Origin of the sequence: Cytobacillus purgationiresistens (assembly GCF_030813235.1) — a bacterium.
Classification (GTDB): Bacteria; Bacillota; Bacilli; order Bacillales; family Cytobacillaceae; genus Cytobacillus; species Cytobacillus purgationiresistens.
In genome coordinates this window covers 41,299-65,120 of sequence record NZ_JAUSUB010000028.1, presented here as the reverse complement: position 1 = coordinate 65,120, position 23,822 = coordinate 41,299, and the positions used below count along the sequence as shown (strand labels likewise).

Annotated in this window: 28 protein-coding genes and 3 riboswitches; of the genes, 17 read left to right on the top strand and 11 right to left on the bottom strand. The window is 39.3% G+C overall.

Annotation, left to right across the window (positions count from 1 at the left end):
- The first annotated feature begins 867 nt into the window (after window positions 1–867).
- The 4 genes from J2S17_RS22755 to J2S17_RS22740 are packed head-to-tail and all read left to right on the top strand — an operon-like array spanning window position 868 to window position 3,321.
- Entirely contained in the window at window positions 868–1,863 is a 996-nt protein-coding gene (locus tag J2S17_RS22755) for a nuclease-related domain-containing protein (protein ID WP_307478293.1), read from the top strand.
- A gap of 43 nt (window positions 1,864–1,906) precedes the next feature.
- Entirely contained in the window at window positions 1,907–2,248 is a 342-nt protein-coding gene (locus J2S17_RS22750; protein ID WP_307478292.1) for an ArsR/SmtB family transcription factor, read from the top strand.
- A gap of 18 nt (window positions 2,249–2,266) precedes the next feature.
- Entirely contained in the window at window positions 2,267–2,773 is a 507-nt protein-coding gene (locus J2S17_RS22745; RefSeq protein WP_307478291.1) for an SRPBCC family protein, read from the top strand.
- 2 nt (window positions 2,774–2,775) lie between these two features.
- A complete protein-coding gene (locus J2S17_RS22740) occupies window positions 2,776–3,321 on the top strand; it encodes a hypothetical protein (protein ID WP_307478297.1) in 546 nt (181 codons plus the stop codon).
- 36 nt (window positions 3,322–3,357) lie between these two features.
- On the opposite strand, the gene J2S17_RS22735 is transcribed toward J2S17_RS22740, so the two are convergent.
- Together J2S17_RS22735 and J2S17_RS22730 are read right to left on the bottom strand one after the other, a co-directional pair.
- Entirely contained in the window at window positions 3,358–4,131 is a 774-nt protein-coding gene (locus J2S17_RS22735) for a Cof-type HAD-IIB family hydrolase (protein ID WP_307478290.1), read from the bottom strand.
- Between the two features lie 25 nt (window positions 4,132–4,156).
- Window positions 4,157–5,092 (bottom strand): AEC family transporter, encoded by a 936-nt coding sequence (locus J2S17_RS22730; protein ID WP_307478289.1) that lies wholly within the window; start codon window positions 5,090–5,092, stop codon window positions 4,157–4,159.
- Window positions 5,093–5,151: 59 nt separating this feature from the next.
- Between J2S17_RS22730 and J2S17_RS22725 the strand changes: the two genes are divergently transcribed.
- The gene (locus J2S17_RS22725) at window positions 5,152–5,433 is read left to right on the top strand and encodes a helix-hairpin-helix domain-containing protein (protein ID WP_307478287.1); all 282 of its coding nucleotides are present in this window, start codon (window positions 5,152–5,154) and stop codon (window positions 5,431–5,433) included.
- A gap of 68 nt (window positions 5,434–5,501) precedes the next feature.
- Here J2S17_RS22725 and queE read toward each other — a convergent pair whose 3' ends face one another.
- The 3 genes from queE to queC are packed head-to-tail and all read right to left on the bottom strand — an operon-like array spanning window position 5,502 to window position 7,355.
- Window positions 5,502–6,218, bottom strand: a complete 717-nt coding sequence (gene queE / locus J2S17_RS22720) for a 7-carboxy-7-deazaguanine synthase QueE (protein WP_307478285.1) — start codon at window positions 6,216–6,218, stop codon at window positions 5,502–5,504.
- Window positions 6,211–6,702 carry a 6-carboxytetrahydropterin synthase QueD gene (gene queD, locus J2S17_RS22715; protein ID WP_307478283.1) on the bottom strand — a complete coding sequence of 164 codons (492 nt, stop codon included), beginning with the start codon at window positions 6,700–6,702 and terminating at the stop codon, window positions 6,211–6,213. Before queD ends, queE begins: the two co-directional genes overlap by 8 nt.
- Complete coding sequence (gene queC / locus J2S17_RS22710) at window positions 6,699–7,355, bottom strand: 7-cyano-7-deazaguanine synthase QueC (RefSeq protein ID WP_307478282.1); 657 nt, start codon at window positions 7,353–7,355, stop codon at window positions 6,699–6,701. The genes queD and queC overlap by 4 nt, the downstream gene beginning before the upstream one ends.
- A gap of 51 nt (window positions 7,356–7,406) precedes the next feature.
- A riboswitch (PreQ1 riboswitch) is annotated at window positions 7,407–7,451 on the bottom strand.
- A gap of 428 nt (window positions 7,452–7,879) precedes the next feature.
- Between queC and J2S17_RS22705 the strand changes: the two genes are divergently transcribed.
- Entirely contained in the window at window positions 7,880–8,719 is an 840-nt protein-coding gene (locus J2S17_RS22705; protein WP_307478281.1) for an SDR family oxidoreductase, read from the top strand.
- 49 nt (window positions 8,720–8,768) lie between these two features.
- Here the strand turns inward: J2S17_RS22705 and J2S17_RS22700 are convergent, their stop codons facing one another.
- On the bottom strand, window positions 8,769–9,662 hold the full coding sequence (locus J2S17_RS22700; protein WP_307478280.1) for a LysR family transcriptional regulator: 894 nt from the start codon (window positions 9,660–9,662) through the stop codon (window positions 8,769–8,771).
- A gap of 126 nt (window positions 9,663–9,788) precedes the next feature.
- On the opposite strand from J2S17_RS22700, the gene J2S17_RS22695 reads away from it, so the two are divergent.
- The 3 genes from J2S17_RS22695 (at window position 9,789) to J2S17_RS22685 (ending at window position 11,161) form a co-directional block, all read left to right on the top strand.
- A complete protein-coding gene (locus J2S17_RS22695; protein WP_307478279.1) occupies window positions 9,789–10,340 on the top strand; it encodes a flavodoxin family protein in 552 nt (183 codons plus the stop codon).
- A gap of 103 nt (window positions 10,341–10,443) precedes the next feature.
- Complete coding sequence (locus J2S17_RS22690) at window positions 10,444–10,869, top strand: UPF0715 family protein (protein WP_307478278.1); 426 nt, start codon at window positions 10,444–10,446, stop codon at window positions 10,867–10,869.
- 10 nt (window positions 10,870–10,879) lie between these two features.
- Window positions 10,880–11,161, top strand: coding sequence for a MerR family transcriptional regulator (locus J2S17_RS22685; protein WP_307478276.1), 282 nt, complete (start codon window positions 10,880–10,882; stop codon window positions 11,159–11,161).
- A gap of 133 nt (window positions 11,162–11,294) precedes the next feature.
- On the opposite strand, the gene mgtE is transcribed toward J2S17_RS22685, so the two are convergent.
- A complete protein-coding gene (gene mgtE, locus J2S17_RS22680; protein WP_307478275.1) occupies window positions 11,295–12,641 on the bottom strand; it encodes a magnesium transporter in 1,347 nt (448 codons plus the stop codon).
- A gap of 129 nt (window positions 12,642–12,770) precedes the next feature.
- Here mgtE and J2S17_RS22675 point away from each other — a divergent pair, with 129 nt between their 5' ends.
- The 5 genes from J2S17_RS22675 to J2S17_RS22655 all read left to right on the top strand — a co-directional run bounded on the left by J2S17_RS22675 (window position 12,771) and on the right by J2S17_RS22655 (window position 16,473).
- Complete coding sequence (locus J2S17_RS22675) at window positions 12,771–13,145, top strand: VOC family protein (protein WP_307478273.1); 375 nt, start codon at window positions 12,771–12,773, stop codon at window positions 13,143–13,145.
- Window positions 13,146–13,181: 36 nt separating this feature from the next.
- Entirely contained in the window at window positions 13,182–14,174 is a 993-nt protein-coding gene (locus tag J2S17_RS22670) for an acrylyl-CoA reductase family protein (RefSeq protein WP_307478271.1), read from the top strand.
- 481 nt (window positions 14,175–14,655) lie between these two features.
- Window positions 14,656–15,231 (top strand): GNAT family N-acetyltransferase, encoded by a 576-nt coding sequence (locus J2S17_RS22665; protein WP_307478296.1) that lies wholly within the window; start codon window positions 14,656–14,658, stop codon window positions 15,229–15,231.
- Window positions 15,232–15,270: 39 nt separating this feature from the next.
- Window positions 15,271–15,789 (top strand): GNAT family N-acetyltransferase, encoded by a 519-nt coding sequence (locus J2S17_RS22660; RefSeq protein ID WP_307478269.1) that lies wholly within the window; start codon window positions 15,271–15,273, stop codon window positions 15,787–15,789.
- Between the two features lie 39 nt (window positions 15,790–15,828).
- Window positions 15,829–16,473: a hypothetical protein gene (locus J2S17_RS22655; RefSeq protein ID WP_307478267.1), complete on the top strand. Its 645-nt coding sequence runs from the start codon at window positions 15,829–15,831 to the stop codon at window positions 16,471–16,473.
- A gap of 182 nt (window positions 16,474–16,655) precedes the next feature.
- On the opposite strand, the gene mtnD is transcribed toward J2S17_RS22655, so the two are convergent.
- Genes mtnD through mtnW form a run of 4 tightly spaced genes read right to left on the bottom strand, consistent with a single transcriptional unit; the run spans window position 16,656 to window position 19,685 of the window.
- On the bottom strand, window positions 16,656–17,189 hold the full coding sequence (mtnD, locus tag J2S17_RS22650; RefSeq protein WP_307478266.1) for an acireductone dioxygenase: 534 nt from the start codon (window positions 17,187–17,189) through the stop codon (window positions 16,656–16,658).
- 2 nt (window positions 17,190–17,191) lie between these two features.
- Window positions 17,192–17,806, bottom strand: coding sequence for a methylthioribulose 1-phosphate dehydratase (locus J2S17_RS22645; RefSeq protein ID WP_307478264.1), 615 nt, complete (start codon window positions 17,804–17,806; stop codon window positions 17,192–17,194).
- Window positions 17,803–18,465 carry a 2-hydroxy-3-keto-5-methylthiopentenyl-1-phosphate phosphatase gene (locus J2S17_RS22640; RefSeq protein ID WP_307478262.1) on the bottom strand — a complete coding sequence of 221 codons (663 nt, stop codon included), beginning with the start codon at window positions 18,463–18,465 and terminating at the stop codon, window positions 17,803–17,805. Before J2S17_RS22640 ends, J2S17_RS22645 begins: the two co-directional genes overlap by 4 nt.
- On the bottom strand, window positions 18,465–19,685 hold the full coding sequence (mtnW, locus tag J2S17_RS22635; protein WP_307478260.1) for a 2,3-diketo-5-methylthiopentyl-1-phosphate enolase: 1,221 nt from the start codon (window positions 19,683–19,685) through the stop codon (window positions 18,465–18,467). Before mtnW ends, J2S17_RS22640 begins: the two co-directional genes overlap by 1 nt.
- 95 nt (window positions 19,686–19,780) lie before the next feature.
- Window positions 19,781–19,883: riboswitch (SAM riboswitch) on the bottom strand.
- A 176-nt stretch (window positions 19,884–20,059) separates the two neighbouring features.
- A riboswitch (SAM riboswitch) is annotated at window positions 20,060–20,212 on the top strand.
- Between the two features lie 190 nt (window positions 20,213–20,402).
- Between mtnW and mtnK the strand changes: the two genes are divergently transcribed.
- From mtnK to J2S17_RS22620, 3 genes are read left to right on the top strand one after another with little or no spacing between them, the layout of a single operon-like run.
- A complete protein-coding gene (gene mtnK / locus J2S17_RS22630; protein WP_307478258.1) occupies window positions 20,403–21,593 on the top strand; it encodes an S-methyl-5-thioribose kinase in 1,191 nt (396 codons plus the stop codon).
- A complete protein-coding gene (gene mtnA / locus J2S17_RS22625) occupies window positions 21,590–22,651 on the top strand; it encodes an S-methyl-5-thioribose-1-phosphate isomerase (RefSeq protein ID WP_307478257.1) in 1,062 nt (353 codons plus the stop codon). Before mtnK ends, mtnA begins: the two co-directional genes overlap by 4 nt.
- Window positions 22,648–23,724, top strand: coding sequence for a sugar ABC transporter substrate-binding protein (locus J2S17_RS22620; protein ID WP_307478255.1), 1,077 nt, complete (start codon window positions 22,648–22,650; stop codon window positions 23,722–23,724). The genes mtnA and J2S17_RS22620 overlap by 4 nt, the downstream gene beginning before the upstream one ends.
- Window positions 23,725–23,822 lie beyond the last annotated feature (98 nt).

Below are 23,822 nucleotides of genomic sequence, written 5' to 3'. Positions count from 1 at the left end.
GCTGATATATTGAAATTTATCGCTGATATAATCAAAAAGTCGCTGATATAAAAAGATTATCGCTGATAAATCCAGATAATCGCTGATAAAAGGGTAGCTGCTTCTTTAAAGTCGATTAAGTGGTGGTTTGAGTGTAGAATTCGGGTTCTTAGGTACCAATTTCTGCGAGAAAAGCGCAGTTTAATACGGAAAAAAGGAAATCGCTGATATATTGAAATTTATCGCTGATATAATCAAAAAGTCGCTGATATAAAAAGATTATCGCTGATAAATCCAGATAATCGCTGATAAAAGGGTGGCTGCTTCTTTAAATTCGATTAAGTGGTGGTTTGAGTGTAGAATTCGGGTTCTTAGGTACCAATTTCTGCGAGAAAAGCGCAGTTTAGTACTGGAAAAAAGGAAATCGCTGATATATTGAAATTTATCGCTGATATAATCAAAAAGTCGCTGATAAATCCAGATAATCGCTGATAAAAGGGTAGCTGCTTCTTTAAAGTCGATTAAGAGGTGGTTTGAGTGTAGAATTCGGGTTCTTAGGTACCAATTTCTGCGAGAAAAGCCCAGTTTAGTACTGGAAAAAAGGAAATCGCTGATATATTGAAATTTATCGCTGATATAACCAGATTATCGCTGATAAAAAATGCATGCAGCTTTTTGAAAGACAACAACTGCCAAATTAGCCGATTCACCACAAAACCCCACTCGCTGGAAGCCTTGTTTAACTGATGAAGAAAAAATCGGCGATATAACGGGATTTTTAGTTTATATATTCTCAAGGTCGTCGATATAAATAAAAAAATCGCCGATAAATAAAAAAATCGCCGATAAATAAAAAAATCGCCGATAAATTCTCAAAGGAGTGAAAAAATGATTCATAAACCCCGCAAAATGCCTTTATTGCTACTCCAGTTACAAGCACTGTCCCGCAGAATTCTCTATGATCATCCCAAACTGCCGATCATTACTTCTGATTTAAACAAAGCAAAAGCAGGTTATAAAGGTGAAAAATCAATCGATTATATTTTAAGCTTCCTAGACTCAAACAAGTATCATATTTTCCATGATATCCGCTTGCAAACCGCAGATAAATTCTTCCAAATAGATACGCTGATTTTAACTAGAAAATTCTTACTTGCAATCGAAGTGAAAAATATAGCTGGAACACTTTATTTTGATCCAATCTTCCATCAATTAATTCGTAGAAAAGACGGAGAGGAAATCGCCTTTCCTGACCCACTGATTCAAATTAGCCGCCATGAGAATTTACTCCGGCAATGGCTTAAAGAAAAGCATTTACCTCAAATTCCTATCTTTCCTTTCGTCGTCATCAGCAATCCGCAAACGATTATTCGCACTACGGCAGAAAACCGCAGTCTTAATCAAAAAGTTCTTCATCGTGATTATCTTCTGACAAGAATTGAACAGATTCAATCCAATCATCGTCCCGTTCGAGAAAAAGACCTCAATGTATGTATTCAAACAATTCTCAGTGAAACAACTGAATCAAACTCCCCAATCCTGAATCGATATAATCTCTCCTCTAACGAATTGATTAAAGGGGTGATTTGTCCTTATTGCCAACGTCCGCCGATGACGAGAAAACATAGCACATGGATTTGTCCTCATTGTCATCAAACCGAAAAATCCGCACATATCACTGCATTAAATGATTATTTTTTATTGATAAACCAAACCGCAAAGAACAAGCATATTTGCGATTATTTTCAAACCTATCGTCCCTCCTTAGTTAAAAGATTTTTTCACACGTTGAATTACAACTATTCAGGAAGAAACAAAGGGAGGGTCTATCAGATGAAATATATTGAGGAAAGGGAAGATAACAAAATTTTCAATAATACTTAACCAAACGGTTGAATATTTTCTTTAGACGTATATACTTAACCATATGGTTAACCAAAATGAAGACTACTTAAACCAAATTTTTCATGCGCTTTCAGATCCAACTAGGAGAACAATGGTGCAATTAATGTCAGAAAAAGAGAGGAGTATAAAGGATTTAGCTGAACCTTTTGATATGTCTCTAACAGCGATATCTAAGCATATTAAAGTACTTGAGCGGGCAAACTTGTTGGAGCGAAACGTGAGAGGCAGGACGCATTTTTGCAAGCTGAAAACAGATTCTTTGGATGCTGCCAAAGAATGGCTGCGTTTTTATGAGCGTTTTTGGAATAACAGGTTTGACCTTTTGGAAGATGAATTGTTGAATGCAAAGAAAAAGGAACATTAACAAAAAGGAGAATGATTAATGAATTATTCAACTACCACTTTAAGAATGGTTCGACCATTTCAGGTATCTGCGGAACGTGTCTTTGATGCATGGTTAAACCCTGAGATGATGAGAAAATGGTTATTTACCCTTGAAGCTACTAATAAGGTAGTGAAGAACGATCCTCGTGTGGGCGGTACTTGGGAAATCGTTGATGAGCGAGGGGGAAAAGAGTATAGAGCAATCGGTGAATATATTGAAATTGATCAACCTCATAAAATTGTATTAACGTTCAAAATGCCTCAATTTAGTGAATCAATGGATGAAATCACGGTGGAGCTAACACCGATTGATGATGGTTGTGAAATGACATTTACGCAAGAAATGACAGTACCTCATGAAGAAAATTGGACAGAAGCCGATATTGAAAAAGCCCTTGTTGAATTCCATGATGGTTCAGAGCATGGCTGGAATCTCATGTTCATGGGTTTGAAACAGCTAGTAGAAACAGGGAAGATCTCTTTTGAAGGAATGGAAGAAAACTAATGATAGATCGTTCGATCAAGACATTGTTCAACAACCTCGAAGCGAAGGACAAAGATGTTCAATACGAGGCTTTCAATCAAATGATTGCCGAGACAGAAAAGGAAGTTGATTGGGCATATGAGGTATGGGATCAATTAAAGGAATGGCTGATAGATAAAGATAACCATCGGAGATCCCGCGGTGCTCAATTTCTTGCCAGACTGGCAATCAGTGACCCGGAGAAACGAATCTTCAATGATTTTCCTGCGTTATGGGGAGTGACAAAAGATCCTAAGTTTGTAACAGCGCGTCACAGCCTGCAAGCTATATGGCGAGTTGCTCTAGCTGGAGAGGAACAAAAAAAGCTGGTTCTTGAGCACTTTGCCGATCGTTTTCACAATTGTACCGATGAGAAGAACTATACCTTGATTCGATTTGATATGATACAAAGTCTAAAAAAGTTATATGATAAAACGAACGATGAAGAAATCAAGGAAAAAGCACTGGAGTTAATTGAAATTGAAGAAGATAGTAAGTATCGTAACAAGTATATGTCTGTATGGAAGTGAACGGGCGCAATCCCAGTAGGGGTTGCGCTTCACCATTTAAATGATTCCAAACTTCCTTAATGCAAATTCAATTCCGTCCTCGCCAGATTTCTTCGTAACAAAATCTGCAACGCTCTTTAAGTTTTCACTTCCGTTCCCCATTGCTACACCAAGTCCTGCTAATTCCAGCATGTCTATATCATTATCTCCATCACCGAATGCAATAGCCTCTGATTGATCGATGCCAAAATACTGCAAAACTTTTAGGATCGCCATGGATTTAGATACGTCTTCCTGCAGTACATTCAATACATAAGGATGCCATCGTTTAAATGTAAGATGAGGAAACCTTTGCACATAGTTGGCAACTGCTTCGTCCGTTGCAAATAAACACATTAAGTATACCTCTTCATGAAAAATTTGCTGATTGCTTGTTGGGTATTCCTGCAATGACAGAGTTTGCTTTAATGCGTTCAATATTTCCTCGTTTTTGACGCCATTCATGCTGAAATCTTCAGTATAAAATGACAGCCCATGGTTCGATTTATAAGCAAATTCATAGACTTCCTGCACGATGTTTTTATCCATGGGCACACGATGAATGATCTCTTCATTATGCTTCACAAATCCGCCATTAGCTGTAATGAACGTATCTATTCCTAATTCTTTTATTTCTGAGCACATGGATAACGGTCTTCCAGTTGCGGCAACCACCCTTATTCCATTATTCTTTAATGCAATGATTGCTTCTTTTGTATTCTGCGAAATACTGCCATCTTCATGGTGTGTAATCGTTCCATCAACATCCAGAAATGCGATTTTGTAATCCATAAAAGTCTCCTTTAAACACCCAGCTTTAGAAAAAGTAGGCTGCAAATAATGTGATAAGCGGAATTGTTATAAGTGATAACAATGTGGAATAAACGGTCGTCATAACTGCTTTGTTCTCTTCATTTGAATAGCGGGAGAATAACACTGACGCCAGCATGAACGTCGGCATTGCCGTTAGAATAACGAGTATTTGTTTTAAGAAATCATCAATTGGGATGAGAGATAAAATGAGTACCGTGATTCCAGGAAAAATAATTAGCTTCATGAGCAAAGGGAACCATAGCTCCCGATAAAACAATGCGTGCCCTTTTTTAAAAAAAGGAGGAAGCAAGAATCCTATATATAACATGGCTAGCGGTGCAGCAAGACCTGATAACATAGCTGCTATATCTTGAAAAATGACGGGGGCATTCATTCCGCTGACAACATACAAAAGGCCAACGGTAATAGCCAGTAACGGCATATTTAATAATGCTTTAAGCTGTCGAATATGAAAGCGTTGTTCACTTTGCAATATGTAAACGCCAAGGCTGAAGAGGACAACATCGAGGCCTGCATCGAATACTGCAGCTAAAAGACCGCCAATGGGGCCGAATAATGTGGCACACAAAGGGATGGCAATAAAGCCGGTATTGCCGAGGGCTGCCAATAAAGCCAATTTTTTTGCTAATGATAATTGGAACCCCAACAAGCGTCCCATTGCTAAGCTAATAAATACTGCTAAAGTATTAATTGCTATAGAGACGCCAAAGATTATCAATACTTGCTGGAGAACTTCATCTGTCATTTCTGTATTGAACACGCCGTTTAATATAATAAATGGAACAGCGATATTGATGATAATGGCCATGAAGAGGTTCTTAGCTTCGGTTGTGATTGCTATTTTATATGCCACAATCGCACCGAATAAAATGATGATGCCCATTGTTGTTATGGCAAGTGTGACGGTTGCTGCATCCATATTGTAGCTCCTTTTCAAAGGGGTTCCTTTCATTATACTGAAAATTGAAATAAAATTAAATGAAGTCTATTACGCAATTTGGTTATACTGTAAGAACAAAGTTTAATAAGGAGACTGATATAGTGGAAAATCCAGAAGGTTTATTAAATAGCAATCTTCCTAAAAATATTGGCAAGCCAGCCACAAGGGCTTTAATACAAGCAGGGCTTGTCCAACTTGAACAACTTGCAACAGTTACAGAGGCAGATCTTTTAAAGTTGCATGGAGTTGGACCGAAAGCAGTTCGTTTACTGAAGCAAGCCCTTGAAGATGAAGGTCTTTCTTTTGTGAATCAGATATAAGCAGCTAAAAATAATGAAGAGAGCGGGATCTTAAGCTCTCTTCATTTATTTCATGAATAAATAGGCGGCTATACTCCGCGTTTATTACCCCAAATATACGTATGCAACTGAGGAAGAACCTTAACATTTTTCACTTCATCATCTGCCATTGTTTTTTCAATAAGCCATGAATATTTGCTAATTAAGCCTTGGATCAACTGGGTATCATCTGTAGTGCTGGAATCATCATTTCCAACCTGAAGAAAAAAGGGCACAGTTGAATATCTTTGATGAATTTTCTTGGCATATACATAATCTTCATCATTGAATACGACAACTTTCAAACTCATATTTTGTTTGTTCAATCGGTGAATGATGTCGTCTAATGCTTTAAAATCAGTTATCATTTGTGAGCTGTGAGGCTTCGGTGATATTGTTAACTCATCAATCTCATGAAACCAGTCCTGCCACTTGCTGCCTTGTGTTTCTAAAGCAATTTTTATTCCATTCTTTTTCAAAACCTCAATAAGTTCACCAACGTTTTTTATAAGCGCAGGATTTCCTCCTGATATGGTTACAGAGCTAAAGCCGTTGCCTCCAAGCTGTTTTAATTGCTGCCAAATATCTTCCGGCTCCATTTGGGTAATGAGATGCTTTCCTGTTCCATCCCATGTAAAGGAGGAATCACACCAGGAACAACTGTAGTCACAGCCTGCTGTGCGGACGAACATGGTTTTTTGCCCAATGACCATGCCTTCCCCTTGGATGGTAGGTCCGAATATTTCCATTACAGGTATTTTACTCAATTGTCATCCACTCCCTTCTAGCTTCTGCATAGCTAGTTGGGGTTTCAAATAATTGGACATATTCCACCCTTGCTCCGCTGTACTTCTGAGAGTTGTCTGTTTTCTGCAATGCCGCTTCCATTTTTTCGAATATCCAAACAACCATGTTTTCTGCTGTCGTATTCATTGCTGGCAGTGTTTCATTTAAATATTTATGGTCAAGATAGATTTCAATGTCTTTTTTCCAAATATCTTTAATATCACCGAAATCAATCACCAGCCCGCGATTATCAGTGTATCCGCTAATACCGAATATCACCTTGTATGTATGCCCATGAAGATTCTTGCATTTTCCTTCATAATCGTGAAGGTGATGAGCTGCATCAAAGGTAAATTGCTTACTGACAAGGACACGCTTGTTGTGATATTTAAGTTCGTCCCTATTAATATCAATATCTATCTTTTGTAATTGATCAACGATGTGGAAGCCGAATAGATCCTTCATACAGCCCTTACCTCTAAGTATTCTTCCAATCCTTGTCTTCTAAGCTTGCATGCTGGGCATTCGCCACAGCCATCGGCAATCATTCCGTTGTAGCATGTTAATGTTTTTTCACGAACAAAGTCAAAGCCTTTTAATTCATCAGCCATTTGCCACGTCTCTGCTTTATTGAGCCACATAAGAGGCGTGTGAATAACAAACTGTTCATCCATTGAAAGGTTTAAAGTCACATTCAGAGATTTGACAAACACATCTCTGCAATCAGGATACCCGCTGAAATCTGTTTCACAGACTCCAGTGATGATATGCTTTGCCCCCACTTGGCTTGCAAGTACGCCTGCAAAAGACATAAATAATAGATTTCTCCCTGGTACGAATGTAGAAGGCAGGCCGCCATCTTCTCCATCCTTCACTTCAATATCAGTTCTTGTCAGCGCATTGGGGGCAAGCTGATTTAATAGGCTCATATCTAAAATATGATGCTCTACCTCAAGCTCGCTAGCGATTGCTTTTGCACATTCGATTTCAGCTGAATGCCTTTGATTATAATCAAAGGTAACTGCAACCACTTCTTCAAATTTGTTTAGCGCCCAAAAAAGACAAGTCGTGCTATCCTGACCGCCGCTGAATACAACTACTGCTTTTTCCTTTTTCATGCTTAAATCTCCTTTTAAAAGAAAAACAGCGCCACTAAGAAATGGCACTGCTTTTCCTTAGTTTTTTAGAGAGGGTTTAGCTAGAACCTCTACCGCAATGCGGAATTTTCTATGCAATTCGGATGTAATTATATCACAAATAAGGAGCAGTCGTAACCAAGATATATCTGAGTGATTCTCTATTACTGCTAATATATGAGAGTATGAAATTCCTATCAATCAGTTGATACATGAAGATACGATGTTTTACTCCATTAGGAATGGATAACAGCTATTAATCTCTAGGAAATTAAAAGACTTCTTTGCCATGAAAGGTGAATGGAGATGAAAGCAAAAAACTACCAAAATAATAGCTGAAAACTGTATACTAAGTCACAAGAATAACGAATCCATTTTGACCAATTATTTTCAAAATGGATTCTTTTTTTTACATATTTATAAAAAAGACTCACCATTCAATATAACTGAGATTATATATCATTTATTAAATATGAACTCTAAATTGAAAAGAAAGGAGCATATCTATGAACAAAAAACTGGCAATTGTAACAGGTGCTAATTCCGGTATGGGTCTGGCCACGGTTATTTCTCTAGCTAAAAAAGACATTCATGTCATTATGCTTTGCCGAAATGAAGAAAGAGGGGCGAATGCCTTGCAATTAGCTAAGAAGGAAAGCCAATCCGAACATATAGAGTTAATGATTGGTGATCTTGGATCGATTGCAAGCATCCATCGATTTGCAGAAACCTTTAAAGCAAAGTATGAGACGCTTGATATTTTAATCAATAATGCAGGCGTTGTTTCTTTAAAACGACAGCATACGAAGGACGGCTTTGAATCAATGCTTGGGGTAAATCATCTCGGACATTATTTGCTCACGCATTTATTGCTTGATCATTTGAAGGCCACACAAGATGGAAGAGTGATCGTTGTATCTTCTGGCGCCCATAAGTGGGGGAAAATCGACTTTAACGATCCTTACTTTGACAAAGGATATAATGTTATGAAGGGGTATGGCCGCTCTAAACTTGCCAACGTTTTATTTGCCAGAGGATTGGCCAAACGGCTGGAAGGCACATCTGTTACTGTAAATGCGTTACATCCTGGGGCTGTTGCAACAAATATCGGTGTCGACAGGAATACAGGGTTCGGAAAGAATATCATTAAGCTCCTAGTGCCATTTTTCAGAACTCCAGAAAAAGGAGCAGCCACAGCTGTGTTTCTTGCAACTAATCCAGATGTTAAAGGCGTTTCCGGTGCTTATTTTTACAATGAAAAAGAGGTGCCGATATCTAATCTTGCAGGGGATGATGAGTTGGTAGAGCGTTTCTGGACTTGGAGCAAAGAACAAGTAGGTTTGTGAAGATAGAAGAGAGTGGAACTTGTCCACCCACTTTTCTTCATCTCTGGCATCAATGGGATTTAAATGTGTCTCGTGTCAAATCAATAAATGCCTGTAATGGGGGAGTCATTGATTTATCCTTGTGCCAAGCGATTTGAGTAAAGATTGGCAAGTAGATTCCGCGCCATTGCAGTTCTTCCATTACTCGGCTCTTCAATTCTTTATCAATGGCCATTGCTGGCAGTAAAGCAATACCCAACCCTGCTATGACACATTGTTTGATGGCTTCTATACTAACAAATTCAAATTTATTTAATGGGTAAACCTCTGCTGATCGAAAGGTATCTTCAAATAGAGTACGGTAAGAGCATCCTGTTTCAGTTAGCAAAAGTGTCTCTTGCTCCAAGTCTTTGGGACATACACTATTCTGTAGAACCAATGGATGATCAGGAGAAGCAATCAATTTCATCTCTTCTTGCACAAGAGTCTCTAATCTTAATCCTTTTTCTGGTTTCGAGATGTCCATAATGAAGGCGAAGTCGAGGGAGCCCTCCATTAGCTGCTGTCTTGCCATTTCATCAGAATGAGCAGGCTTGAATATGACTTTAACATTAGGAAACCGCTTTTTGAACGCTTTAAGTATGGGAGGAAGGCGATAAGTGCATTGACTTTCTTGGGCTCCGATTGTAAGTGTCCCAGACGTCGCTTTATCACCACTAACAGCCAGCTTTGCCTCTTCATTCAACATAATTATTTTATCAGCATATAGCCTATACTTACTTCCTGCCTCAGTCAAAACGAGTCTTTTCCCTAGTCTTTCGAATAAGGGGGTTCCAAGTTCGGTTTCAAGACTTTTGATTTGAGCTGTCACACTCGATTGCGCAAAATTTAACATCTTAGCTGTTTGCGTGAAATTTAAACTATCGGCAGCCGTTTTGAAAGTGATTAACTGTTTAATCTCCATTTCCACTCTCCTAAATCGTTTTTTGCGATCAATGCAATCGGAATAATCAGTTTTAATGATGATTGGTTATATTATAAAATAGGAAGTAGCTACTTATCAAGTCAGTCTTAAATGGAGGAATGAACCATGTCTATTGCAGTGATTTACGGTGGAACCCGTCCGGATGGAAATACTGAAACTTTAACGAAGGAATCTGTACAAGGGCTGGAAGTGGAGGAAATTCATCTTAAGGATTATTTCATTGAACCAATAGTAGATCAGCGTCATACATCTGAAGGGTTTCAAGAAGTAAAAGATGATTATAACGCTCTCATTGATCGCATTCTTAAGCATGATGTAATTATTTTTTCTACCCCAATCTATTGGTATAGCATGACAGGAAGAATGAAAAACTTTGTTGATCGATGGTCCCAGACATTAAGGGATCCAAAGTATACTGATTTTAAAGATCAATTATCTAGAAAAGAAGCGTATGTGATAGCTGTAGGTGGGGATCAACCATTGATGAAAGGCTTGCCAATGATCCAGCAATTCCATTATATCTTTGATTTTATAGGGCTGCCGTTTGCAGGATATATCATCGGAGAAGGCAATAAGCCAGGTGACATCTTGCAGGATCAAAAAGCACTCATTGCGGCAGAGCAACTTCGTAAGAAATTGAAAGAGGTCATATCTTGAGAGTGGATCTAATCCACTCTCTTTTTTATGTTATATCAAAGACATACAAACTAAAGTAAAATAAAGGGAAAAAGTATTCGTATCGTAAAAGGAGGTGATGGTTTTGGGAAATTTGAATATGAAAGCATCTCATGTTAGCGATGTGATACCGTATTATTTCATAAGCCTGTTGTTAACAAGCATTTCTTATTCTTTTGTTCTCAGCTTTTGGAATGGAGATACAAATTGGGGTATGGCAGGTGTTGTTTTTTACTCTTTGTTTGGCATGATTCCATTTCTAATTTTCGCAGTACCGATACAGGTGATTCTTAATAAAAAGCCGAAAAAGTTTAACTTCCTTTATCTAATTGTTTATTTATTCTTTGCCCTAATAGGTATAATCATTCTTTATTTGTTCTATAATGATTCGTTTAATGTGGAAATACTACGAGAAGCATACTATTATAAATTAATCATCTCAGCAGCAGTAATTTTCTGGCTGTGGGATTCAGTGTTTTTACAAAAAGAGAACCATGTATTCCATAGGTGAAATAGAAGCAATGCTGGGTGTTAGCGCAGCCGCGTTAAGATATTATGAGAAGGAAGGAATGATTCCAGAGGGGGCTCGGGATGAACAAGGCAGAAGGGAATATAAGGCTGAACAAATCGAGTATATTCAGGTGATATTAATGTTAAGAAGAACGGGAATGAGCGTGGACGAATTGAAGAATGTCGTTAAGATCATTGAAAAAGGTGATGAAGCAAAGGGAGAAAGAGTGGTATTTATGCTGGAGCATAAGAAAAAAATCGAGGAGCAAATCGCCGTTTTGATTTGCATTTAGAGGGTGTAATTCGAGCCATTGCGATGTATGAAGTATTGGAAATGAAGAAGGATCCTTTTTCGTGAAAAAGGATATTCCTGTCTTCTAATTAAACCAATATTTTTAACACAAGGATAGATCAATTTATCTATCCTTACGTCAATTGTGCAATAAATGCGCTGGCTATGCCAAAGTAGATAAGTAACGATAAGATATCGTTAATCGTTGTAATCAGAGGACCCGAAGCAATCGCCGGATCAACATTCAATTTGTATAATAACAGTGGAATGATTGTTCCGGTAAGCGTACCGATGATTAAAGTGATGAGCAATGAGCTTCCGACAACAAGTCCTAATGTAAAGCTGCCTTGCCAAAAATAAGCGATGATCGAGATCAAGAATCCGCAGATCGCTCCAATAATAATACCCACCCAAAGCTCCCTCATGACAAGCTTAAGAGATTGCTTAAAGTTCAAGTCTTGTGAAATTAACCCCCGTACAACCACTGCTAACGATTGTGTCCCGGTATTCCCAGTCATACCCGCAATCATCGGCATAAAAAAGGAGAGGGCTATGACCTGTTCAATCGTTGATGAGAAACCATCTATAATACTGCCTGATATGAGTCCGATAAATAATAATAAAATCAGCCAGGGCAACCGGCGGAATGCCGCAATATATGATTTTGTATTAAAATCTATCGCTTTACCGGATGCTGATAATTTTTCAATATCTTCATTCGCTTCCTGAATAATAACATCAAGAATATCATCAACCGTAATGATTCCAACTAAGGTATGATCATCTTCAACCACTGGAATCGACACAAAGTCATAGCGCCCAATTATTTTTGCCACTTCTTCCTGATCTGTATTTACATCCACTGTTACAACTCTGCTATACATAATATCGCCAATTTTGTCTTGAAGATCACTTAATAATAAATCTTTATATGAAATGACACCGACAAGCTTCTTTTCCTCGTCGATAATATACAGGTAGTTGAGGTATTCAGCCAACTCGGCGAATGCCTTCAGCTTATCAACTGCTTCTCTTACGGTATAATGCTGCGGAATCCACACAAACCGATTGTTCATGATGCGCCCGGCTGTTTCAGGTGTATAATTCATTAAAATGTGAACGATCTCAGATTCTTCTTTTTTCATTTCTGAGATGAGCTCATCTACAATTTCAGGATCCAGAGTGGACAAGATGGATGCCAGTTTATCATTCTCCATTAAATCGAGAATTTTCGTTGATTTTTCTACTCCTAGCTTATGTAATACCTCTAATTGCTCCTCTTGATTCAGTTCTGGAATAAGGTCTGTTAATTGTTCAATCGTTAAATATAGAAGGAACTTATTTTTATTTTTACTCGGTAAATGTGTATATTGATAAGCCATATCATAAGGCTGCAATTCACTCATGATATCCTGAAAGCTTTTGCGGCCTCCATCCCTTAACGATTGGATGATAACAAGCCTCACTTCTTCTTCTGTCATGGCTGGCACTCCCTTCGTGAAACAATGTATTTTATTATTCCCTTTAATGAAGAGAAATTAACTATTTTTAAAAGGAAAAAGTGATGAGGTGGAGAATTCAATAGTTATGAGAAAGAAGGAGGAGTTTTTGTGAAACGATCTCCAGTTAAAAATAAAATCGGTGGAGTGTTTATTCCTGTTAAAAATATTGAAAAAGCGAGAGAATGGTATAGTAAGATGCTGGGCTTGGAAGGCGGAGAAGTGTATTTTGGTCACTTATTCGCTGCGGAAATGAAAGGCAGCGCAGGGCTCATTCTCGATACGATGCCAAAATGGAGGGATCATCAAGGTGCGGTTCCTGCTTATCAAACACCAGCCATTCAGTTTGTAACTGATGACTTAGAAGCCTCCTATCAATTCATGAAAGACAATGAAGTCCAGCTTGTGACCGAAATTGAAGATGATTTTTACTTTGTATTTAAGGATCCAGATGGAAATATGCTGATGGTTTGCAGAGAGATGTAAGGGTATCTTTCAGAAAAAGGGAAGGGAGTTTTAATAATGAGCCAATCATTTAAAGCTTTAGTGGTTGATAAACAAGAGGAACAATTTTCAGTAGAAATTAAAAAACGACAAATAAGCGATTTACCTCAAGGAGAAGTCCTGATTCAAGTGAAATATTCAGGTGTGAATTATAAAGATAGTCTTGCGGGGATACCGGACGGGAATATCGTAACAAGCTACCCAATGATCCCTGGAATTGACCTAGCTGGAGTAGTCGTTTCATCAGACGATCCCAAATTCAAAGAAGGCGATGAAGTCATTGCAACGAGCTATGAAATTGGAGTATCACGCGACGGGGGTTACAGTGAGTATGCCCGTATACCAGCTAATTGGGTTATACCGCTACCACAAGGTCTAACACTGAAAGAAACGATGATTATTGGAACAGCAGGACTAACCGCTGCATTATCTGTCCTACGTCTAGAAGAAAACGGCGCAGCCCCCGATAAAGGAAAGATGCTAGTAACCGGTGCTACGGGTGGAGTCGGCAGTTTCGCCGTATCGATTCTTTCATCAAGAGGCTACGCTGTAGAAGCGAGCACAGGGAAAGAGATGGAAAAAGATTACTTATTAAAACTCGGTGCAACAACGGTAATCCCACGCGAAGAGGTCTTTGACGGAAAAATAAGAGCGCTAGGCAAGCAAAAATGGGCAGCAGCAATAGATCCAGTTGGCGGTGAACCTCTCGCAGCCTTATTAAGTCAAATGGATTATGGCGGTTCAGTTGCTGTGAGCGGATTAACAGCCGGAACAAAGCTCCCATCTTCGGTTTTTCCATTTATATTAAGAGGAGTCAACCTGCTCGGTATTGATTCAGTCTATTGCCCAATGGAGACGCGCTTAAGAGCATGGGAGTTATTAGCAAGTGAGTTTAAACCAGCAAATCTAGAAGATTTAGTTTTCAAGGAAGTAGAGCTAAACGAGTTGCCAGCAGTGTTGCCAACCTTGCTAAAAGGAGAAGCACGCGGAAGAATATTAGTGAAAATCTGATAATATAGGGCGGTGAGCAAGCAGTGCTTTCCGCCTTTTATGTATGCCTTCTAAAAAAGAGGTTCCGCCATGTATATCGGCGATTTTTAATGATATATCGGCAAAAAAATCAATATATCAGCGATTTGTTCAATTATATCAGCGAAAATCAATCTTGCGCTAAAAAATGTGTAAATAGAGATCAGGAGATGAAGAAATAGCTGATAAAAACAGAGAAAAAGCACTTTGAAAACAAAGACAGCATCTAAAAAAGAAGCTTGAGTAATTAAATCGGCGATTATTAAGATATATCGGCGAAAAAATCAATATATCAGCGATTTTTTAAATATATCAGCGATAATCAGATGATATCAGCGAAGACCAATTTCACATCGCAAGAACATCCTAATATTGTAAAATCATGCCGCAGAATCAACTGCCATACAGCAAACCCAAGCAATTTCTATATCACCAAAACTTCACATTTTCCAAAAGGAGGAACATCATTTTGAAGCTTGAAACAGAGAGGCTGATCCTTCGTCTTTATACGTATGATGATTATGAGAATTGGTATACTCAGCATGATTGCCGTCTGCCTTCACAATATCAATATGATGATGGACGGCCGGCAAATATATCCTCTTACACAGAAGTTTGCTTTAATGAACAAGTCAGACGATGGCAAGAATTAGCCAAGGCGGATGAGTTATATCAGCTTGGCATTTTTCGCAAGGAGGATGGTGTACATATAGGGAAAATTGAGCTTTATAGAATCTTGCGTATGGATTATCAATGGGCAATGATGGGCTATTCCATCCATAACCAATTCTGGAAAAATGGCTATGCAACTGAGAGTGTTAAGGCAGCGGTACAGGCCGCTTTTACCGATATGGGCTTTCATCGCATCGAGCTTCATATTAATGTCGATAACGAGCCTTCCATCCGTCTGGCGGAGAAAACGGGTTTTCAATATGAATCCACAAGAAAGCAATTTTTGTTTGAACATGGTAGGTGGAGTGATTTCTTGGTTTATTATCAGAATCGTGATGACGACAGCAGTTATCAAGGTGACAGTTAGGCGTCTGGAATTAAGCAACCAATTATGAGGTGAGTTATCTTGGAAACCATTCGAATCGTTACAAAAAGATTGAAATTTCGTAATATGCGTTTGGATGATGCTGCAAACTTAATGGAGATTTTTACGGATCCAGAGGCGATGAAGTATTATCCGTCAACGAAAGATGAATCACGGACGTTGGAATGGATAGAATGGACATTAGCCAATTATGCAAACCATGGGGTTGGTCTGTGGATAGTGGAAGATAGGGAAACAGGTGAATTTCTCGGTCAATGTGGGATTGTTCCTCAAGTAGTAGATGATATTACACAGATGGAGATTGGCTATTTATTTAAAAGAAGTGAGTGGGGAAATGGATATGCTACAGAAGCTGCGTCCGCATGCAAAAAGTATGGCTTTGAAACATTGACACTGGACAAAATAATTTCTTTGCCTGATGTGGAAAATATCCCGTCTTGCAAGGTGGCTGAAAGAATTGGGATGAAGGTGGAAAAGACAATTTTTAAGTGGGGAAAAGATGTGCATGTGTATTCTATCGTGAAGTCGGAGTATAATTGACTACAGCGCAAGCACATTTTGATAAAGAGAGGTCTAAGGATGAGCAAGCAAATCAAGATATTAATTGGTGTTTTTGCCGTCTTCGCGGCAATTGTCTTATTTATAGTCGTTTCTTTTAATATGGCAATGAAACCGGATAAAGAAAAAGAAGTAAAAGCATGGAACCAAGCCGATCAATATTTAAAAGAAAACTTTGGAAGCCAATTTGTCTTATATGATACATTATTTGATAATCTGGGGAATTTCGAATTTGAATATGCCGCAAAGGTTCTAGATGAAGAAAGCAAAACAGAGTTCCTTGTGTATTACGATGAAGAAACAGATCAAATGGTCGATACGTATACCGTTGATCGCTGGGAAAATGATATTGAAAAGGAAATTGGCCCGCATCTTAATGGGGAATTTGCGGAGTTAAAAGACCTTTTTGTCTTCATGGATAGTGATGATGTGAAGGGGCTGGAGATTGATCCTAATAATCATGATAGCTATAAGGATCACCAGATTTCACCTACTGTACGAATCACCATTCCACGAAAGAAACAGGAAGCGGATGAAGAGCTTTTTAATGAATTTATCACCTTTTTGCAAAATGACGATGTGATGGAGCACGGGACGATTATAGTCGCTTATATTGCTGGGAATGGCGTAATATTAGAAGATAATGAATGGGTGAAAGAGTTTTAAAAGCTATTCGCCTTTTACGCCGTTTTCGAAGCTTGTTAATATTGATGAACTATCGATCAGATTCCCATTGAATGGTTGCTGGTTTGCCAGTCAAGAATGGTCTGTATCGAGCGATTTTTTAAATGAATTAAAAGCTCACATAAAAAAAGCGAACCCACCAGGATTCGCTTTTTCCCTTAAAACTATGCCTGTGCTTCTTCCTTCTCATACACAGGAACCCAGCCTTCAGGTGTGACAAACAAGCGGACAGCAACCACTTTACGATCATCTGAAAGAGTGAAGTAGTGGCGTGTGTTTTCAGGTACTGAGATTAAGTCGCCTGGATCAAGGTGGACCTCGAAGAAACGATCATCGCTTCCTTGGATAATGAAGACGCCATGGCCGCTGGCAATAAACCGGACTTCATCGTCTGTATGGTGATGCTCTCTTTTGAAATTCTTCAATAATTCGTCCAGATTTGGATTGGAATCGGATAGGGAAATGATATCTGCCGCTTCATATCCGCGACGTTCAGAAATTGTTTTGATTTCTGTTGAAAAAGTGTCAAGGATCGCTTGTTTCTCTTCTTCTGATAGATCATATTTCTCGCGCAGATTATCACCAAGCTTTGCAATTTCCCAGTTTTCATAAATAACTTCTTGTTTTTCTAAAAACGCTGCTACGTCTTTTTGTTCTGAAATAACTTCTCCATTGTCCTGAAATTTAATGATAGCCACTGTTAAATTCCTCCCTTAATTTTTAATAAAGTAACTTTATATTGAAATAAAAACTCACACGCTTCTAAGAGTTTCTTTGCTTCCAAGCCGGTTCTTCCCCAAACAGTGATGCCGTGATTGCGGATGAGAACGGCACCATAATCAGCTATGATATATTCCTTGAAGGATGCGGCAAGCTTTGGTATATCAGCATAATTTGGAATGATGGGAATAGTGAGAATATCATCCTCACCCCACATCCCAAATGCTTTTATTAATTCCTGGTGCTGGAACTGGATTTGACCATCGGCTGCGTATAACTCGGAGATGACATTGTTGGCAATAGTATGCACATGTAGACTGCACCCGGCGGAGGTGCTTCCATATACTGCACAATGAAGCAGTGTTTCCGCTGATGGCTTCAGTGCTGTTTCTTCTGCTGCCACTCCCTTGTGATCTACTAATAGAAAATCCTCAGATGTTCGCTTTCTTTTATCTTTTCCACTGGCTGTTACAAGGAAGGTCTGTTCATTTACCTTCATTGATAAATTGCCGCTTGTGCCCATGAACCAATCACGTGCTGCCAGCTCATCCTTAATATCAGCGAGTTCATTCCATTTCTTATTAAACAGGCTCATGACTTCGTTACCAGCAGTCCTTCAATGTATTCAATACAATCATAAAAGTCATTAAATGGTTTGAAAGGGATGTTTTCTTCCTCGCATTTTTTTATGAGAAAATCCCTTGCTAGCACGGCATCTGCCATCTTTGCTGCTTCCAGGTCAGTAATCGAATCGCCTATGACAATATTATAGCTTTCTTCATTCGACTGTTTTCTAATAACCGACGGCTTACAACAGCCACAGCCCTGGGATGTACATTGCTCATCACATTGGTGTGGATAATGAATGTGAATAGAGTCACCGGAGAAATCAGCTTCGTTGCAGTAAACTTTTTCAAACGGCCCATAAGGCTCGAGTACTGGATATAAAAAGAAATCGATTCCGCCGCTTACAATATAAAGAGGAATCTGATGTTCCTTTGTATAAGAAACAAATTGTGAAAATCCATTACGAATCTCTGCATTCTCTAGTACAAAGGAGATGATTTCCTCCTTTTTTTCAGTAGAAAGAAGGGAGAATAATTGGCGGACCCCTTCTTTAATTGTGATTTGTTGGCCTAGTATTTTCTTCTTGAGCTCTTCGGCTTCTTGCGGGCCAAAATTCTCCATAATCTGAACGATGTTGTCACTATTCGTAATTGTGCCATCAAAATCACAAAAAATAATCGGTTTCATTATTTACCTCCCCATAAAGAAATGGCAGTGCCTAGTTCAGGACAATTTTCTGCAGCGTCTGCTAATGTCTCTCCGTTAATGGCAGCCGAAACCGCTTGGCGGAAAGCCCTTCCGCCACCTGCTGCACCGTCCGGATGTCCGTGTACCCCTCCGCCTGCATTCATCACACTGTCTATCCCGAAATCATGCAAAAGCTGAGGGACAAGCCCTGGATGGATACCAGCTGAAGGAACAGGAAAAGTCTCTTGCAATACATTTTCTTCGGTCAAGCTTTTCGCTATGCAGAGAGTGTGGGATTTCTCCATTGCTACAGAACCATATGGTGATGGGAACAAGGAAAAGTCAGCTCCAGCTATACGTACAAGCTTGCCGAGTGCGAGCGCAGCTGATAAACCATAGAAATGTGATGATGTAAAACTCCCGCTGAAGGCTGGATGTGCCATTAACGGTAAGTCTACTTGATTATCTTCGGCAAGTTCCTGTAATGCATCAAGTCCGTATGTATGGACATTAAACAGGAGAGCGTCTGCGCCGAGGTCCTTTGCAAGTCTTGCCTTACCTCGGAGTTCAGATGTTCGGCCTGTTAAATTGACGGCATATAAAGTCCTGTGACCGGTTTCTTCATATACATTTTGCAGTATTTTTTTCCCTTGAATGATTCTTTCTGTAAAAGGAGTGAGAGGATTGTCGAATAATATCTCATCATCCTTAACTAAATCGACACCGCCTAAAGCCTGTTGTTTTAGCTGTTCCTTTAAAAATTCTATATCACGGCCAATGACACCTTTAAATATACTCATAGTCAGCGGACGATTATACACATCTATCAAACTTCTAATTCCTTTAATGCCGAATCGTGGGCCGGGAAAGTTTCGTAAATACTCTTCATCAAACGCTAAATCTTGTAACTTTACCTCGCCATCTAAAGAAAGCTTTCCAAATACGGTTGTTAAAATAGCTGGAAGATCTGCAGAAAAATTGACAACTGGGTAAGCAACTTTTACTTCTGCTTTGACTTCACCATATCTATTAGGATGCTCGTCATCATAAAATTCCTGAACAGATACGACCCGTCCTTTATGCTTTTTTAATTGTTCTTGATCGAGTAATGGCAAGTCTGTCCAAGAGCCAATCGTTAAACCAAGCGCTATGCCCTCTGCTTTTTTTTCGAGTGTTCCCGGTCTGCCGAAAACTTGATAAGAAGCGATGATTTCGCTCATATGATGACCTCCTTAGCTGTTCATGCGTTTTTGCCTAAAAAGGCAATAAAAAAACCCTCTTCAAATAAGAAGAGGGTGATTGCTCACGAACCAACTTCTTATCCATCAGCATAAAGCTGCAAGAATTAGCACCGTGTTCATAATGAATCGGTTGCCGGGTTTCATCGGGCTCGTCCCTCCACCTGCTCTTGATAAGAAAAAAAAAACAATTATCGTTTTAAATTTGCACACCTGTATTATTGCATCGGCACCGCAAATCTGTCAACAGTGAATTTTCAGAGTTCCAAAAAATCTTTTAAAAAAATCGTTGACAGCCATGAGGAAATGGTGCTAGTATTTTTCCTAGAAAACAACATTTGAATAGTTACTTAATACTCTTATCAAGAGCTGGTGGAGGGAAATTTGGCCCGATGAAGCCCAGCAACCGACCGTAATATCGTTGTGAAACGAGGCGCAAGTATTTGCGCCTGAATTTAAGGCACGGTGCTAATTCCATTCAGAAAGATTATTTTTCTGAGAGATAAGAGGCGACGATATTATACGATTGCCTCTTTCTCATGAAAGAGGCTTTTTAGCGTCTATTTCGCCTCTGTCACATCGCAATTGGGGATCGGATCTTTGGCCATACGCTCCAACGGTTCTTGCTCCTTTTGCTCGGTGACTATGTATTTATGAGAATATGAAAATAATAAATTCATGATAAAGGGAGTGACCGGCATGGCGATTTTAGAAAAGAAAATATACGTAGGGCTAACGGAAGAAACGGCTATACAACTTGTGAAGGAATTGGCGTTTTTTCCCATCCATGCAGAATTAACAGCAAAGGAAATTGGCGACGGGAACTTGAATTACGTATTTCGGATTACAGATCAAGAGGGTGGAAAAAGTCTCATTATTAAGCAGGCACTACCATACGCGAAGGTCGTTGGGGAGAGTTGGCCGCTTACATTAAAGCGCTCAAAGATTGAAGCGGATGCGCTCATAAAGCATGGTGAATTTGTTCCATTACTCGTTCCGAAGGTTTATGAAACAGATGAAGATTTGGCTATTACAATCATGGAAGACTTGTCTCATTTGAAAATTGCTAGAACAGGTCTGATAGAAGGGGAGAACTATCCTAAGCTAGCAAGAGATATCGGTGAATATATAGCTAAAACACTATTTTACACATCTGACTTCGCTCTTCATCCATTTGAAAAGAAACGCTTAGTTGCGGCTTTTTCAAACCCTGAGCTATGCAAAATAACTGAGGATCTTGTGTTTACAGATCCATTCTTTGATATCGATACGAATGATTTTGAGCCAGAGCTTCAAAGCGATGTGGAGGCCATTTGGGGTAATACAGCTTTACAGATTGAAGCAGCAAAAATAAAGTATTCATTCTTAACTGAGGCAGAAGCACTTCTTCACGGTGACCTACATACAGGCAGTATCTTTGCTAGTGAAGAAGAAACTAAGGTGATTGATCCTGAGTTTGCTTTCTATGGTCCAATTGGGTTCGATCTTGGATTATTTATAGCTAACCTGGTTTTCCAATCAATTGTTAGAGACGGTGAGCAAAAAGAATATATTTTAAACCAAATAGAGGAGACTTGGCAAGTGTTTTATTCAGTATTTTCGGAATTATGGGAAAAAGAGGGAGTTGATCCTTTCACAAAGGTATCTGGGTATAAAGAATCGTTTTTACAGAAGATTTTCAATGATGCTGTTGCTTTTACTGGATGTGAGTTGATTAGACGAACGATTGGACTTTCCCATGTGAAGGATTTAGATGGAATAGAAGATAAAGAGATACGTTTAGCGGCTAAGCGCAAAACGTTAGAATTAGGCACTAGTCTTATTTTGCGAAAATCTGATATCCAAGAAATCAAGGGATTCATTTCAGCTATAAAGGAGCATACAGCATGAGTATACCAACACCAATTAAATGGGAGAATGACAATCTAATCATTTTAGATCAGCAACAGCTTCCCCATGAAATAGTGTACATCACATTAGAAACGATCGAGGATGTATTTGATGCGATTGTCACATTAAAGGTGAGAGGGGCGCCTGCCATTGGTATTGCTGCTGCGTATGGTTTGGCGCTGGCAGCAAAAAAGCACGATGGAAGACTTTTAGAATCCTTTCATCTGCGCCTTCATGAGGATTATTTATATTTAGCAGGATCGCGTCCGACAGCAGTCAATCTATTCTGGGCGCTCGATCGTCTGATGAATAAAGTAGAAGCAGTTGAATCAGTGCTAGAAGCAATTGCCCTGCTTGAAAAAGAAGCAGTTGCCATTCACGAAGAGGATGAAAAGACCTGTGAACAGATAGGAAACTATGCTCTTTCTTTACTAAATGATAAAACAAGAGTCATGACGATCTGCAATGCAGGGACGATTGCCACTGCTAAATATGGCACAGCGCTAGCGCCCTTTCACATAGGAGCTGAAAAAGGCAAAAAATTTGAAGTTTATGCTTGTGAAACAAGGCCAGTGCTGCAAGGTTCAAGGCTTACTGTTTGGGAGCTGCAGCAGTCTGATGTTGATGTGACTCTAATCACTGATAGTATGGCAGCCCATACGATTCAAGCGAAGGGAGTTGAAGCAATCATTGTCGGCGCTGACCGTATTGCTGAAAACGGAGATACTGCAAATAAAATTGGCACGCTCAATTTGGCCATTTTAGCTAAGGAATATGGCATTCCCTTTTATGTTGCAGCACCAACCACCACTTTTGATTTAACAATTGAAAGCGGAAAGGGAATTCCGATTGAAGAAAGAAAGGCAGAGGAGATTACAACGATTGCAGGACAATCAGTAGCTCCCGAAGGAACAAAAGTGTTTAACCCCGCCTTTGATGTGACCCCGTCAGCGTTGATAACAGCGATTATTACAGAAAAGGGAATCGTGAACCAAGCTGATTATATAAATATTAAAAGTTTAGTAGGCAGACAAGCTGGAGAGGAAGTAGAAGCATGAAAAAGAAAGGTTCTATCATATTAGTTGCATTACTATCATTATTACTCATATTAACAGGGTGCCAGCCGAAAAGCGCTGGAACAGAAGCGAAAGAAACACCGTCAGCGGAAAAAGCGGAGCATCCATTAGCAAATAAAAAAATTGCAATCATTATGCAAATCAATCTGGGGACATTCTCAGCACAGTATATTGAAGGGGTAAAAGAACAGGTTGAGAAGTTTGGAGGCACAGTTCAAGTATTTACATCTGAAGGTGATTTGGCAAAAATGGCTTCCAATTTAGATGCAGCTATCAACCAAAAATTCGATGGGATTTTGATCGATCATGGAACGAAGGAAGCACTAACAAAAGGGGTTGAAAAAGCGCTTGATGCAGATATTCCAGTTGTGGTATTTGATGCAGATATCGATTTAGAGGGTGTACCAGTTCTGCAGCAAGGCGATCAAGCAATGGCAGAAATGACATTGCAAAAATTAGCAGATGACGCTGGCGGAGAAGCGAATATCGTTAAAATCTGGGTAGCAGGCTTCGCACCAATGGAAAGACGCCAAGTCGCATATGAGCAATTTTTGAAAGATAATCAAGGAATAAAAGAAGTGGCAGCATTCGGAGCAGCGACTGATAATACGGCACTAGATACGCAATCACAAATGGAAGCATTGTTAAAGCAATATCCAAATGAAGGTGAGATAACGGCGGTATGGGCTGCTTGGGATGAATTTGCCAAAGGCGCCGTCCGTGCCCTTGAACAAGCAGGAAGAACAGATATTAAAGTATACGGTATTGACATGAGTGATGAGGATTTGCAACTGATTCAAAAGGAAAACAGTTCATGGCAAGCAACAGCTGCTGTTGATCCGAAAGATATAGGTCGCATTCAAGTCCGATATTTATTCCAGAAAATTAATGGGGAAGCACCTGAGGATAAGGTCACTCTTGAGCCTGTCTTTGTCGAGAAGGATAAGCTTCCAGCAGAAGCAATTACAACCAATGACCTTCATGAATATATTGATGGCTGGGGAGCAAGTGAACAAGGATACTCTGATGCATTAAAAGAATTAGAGAGCAAATAAAAGCGGGTGACGGCATTTAAGGCGGCAGCTGAATTATGTCGCTAAGAAAGCCTGAGCATGGTGACTTTTTAAAGCCGACTAAGAAGGGAACGAATCCT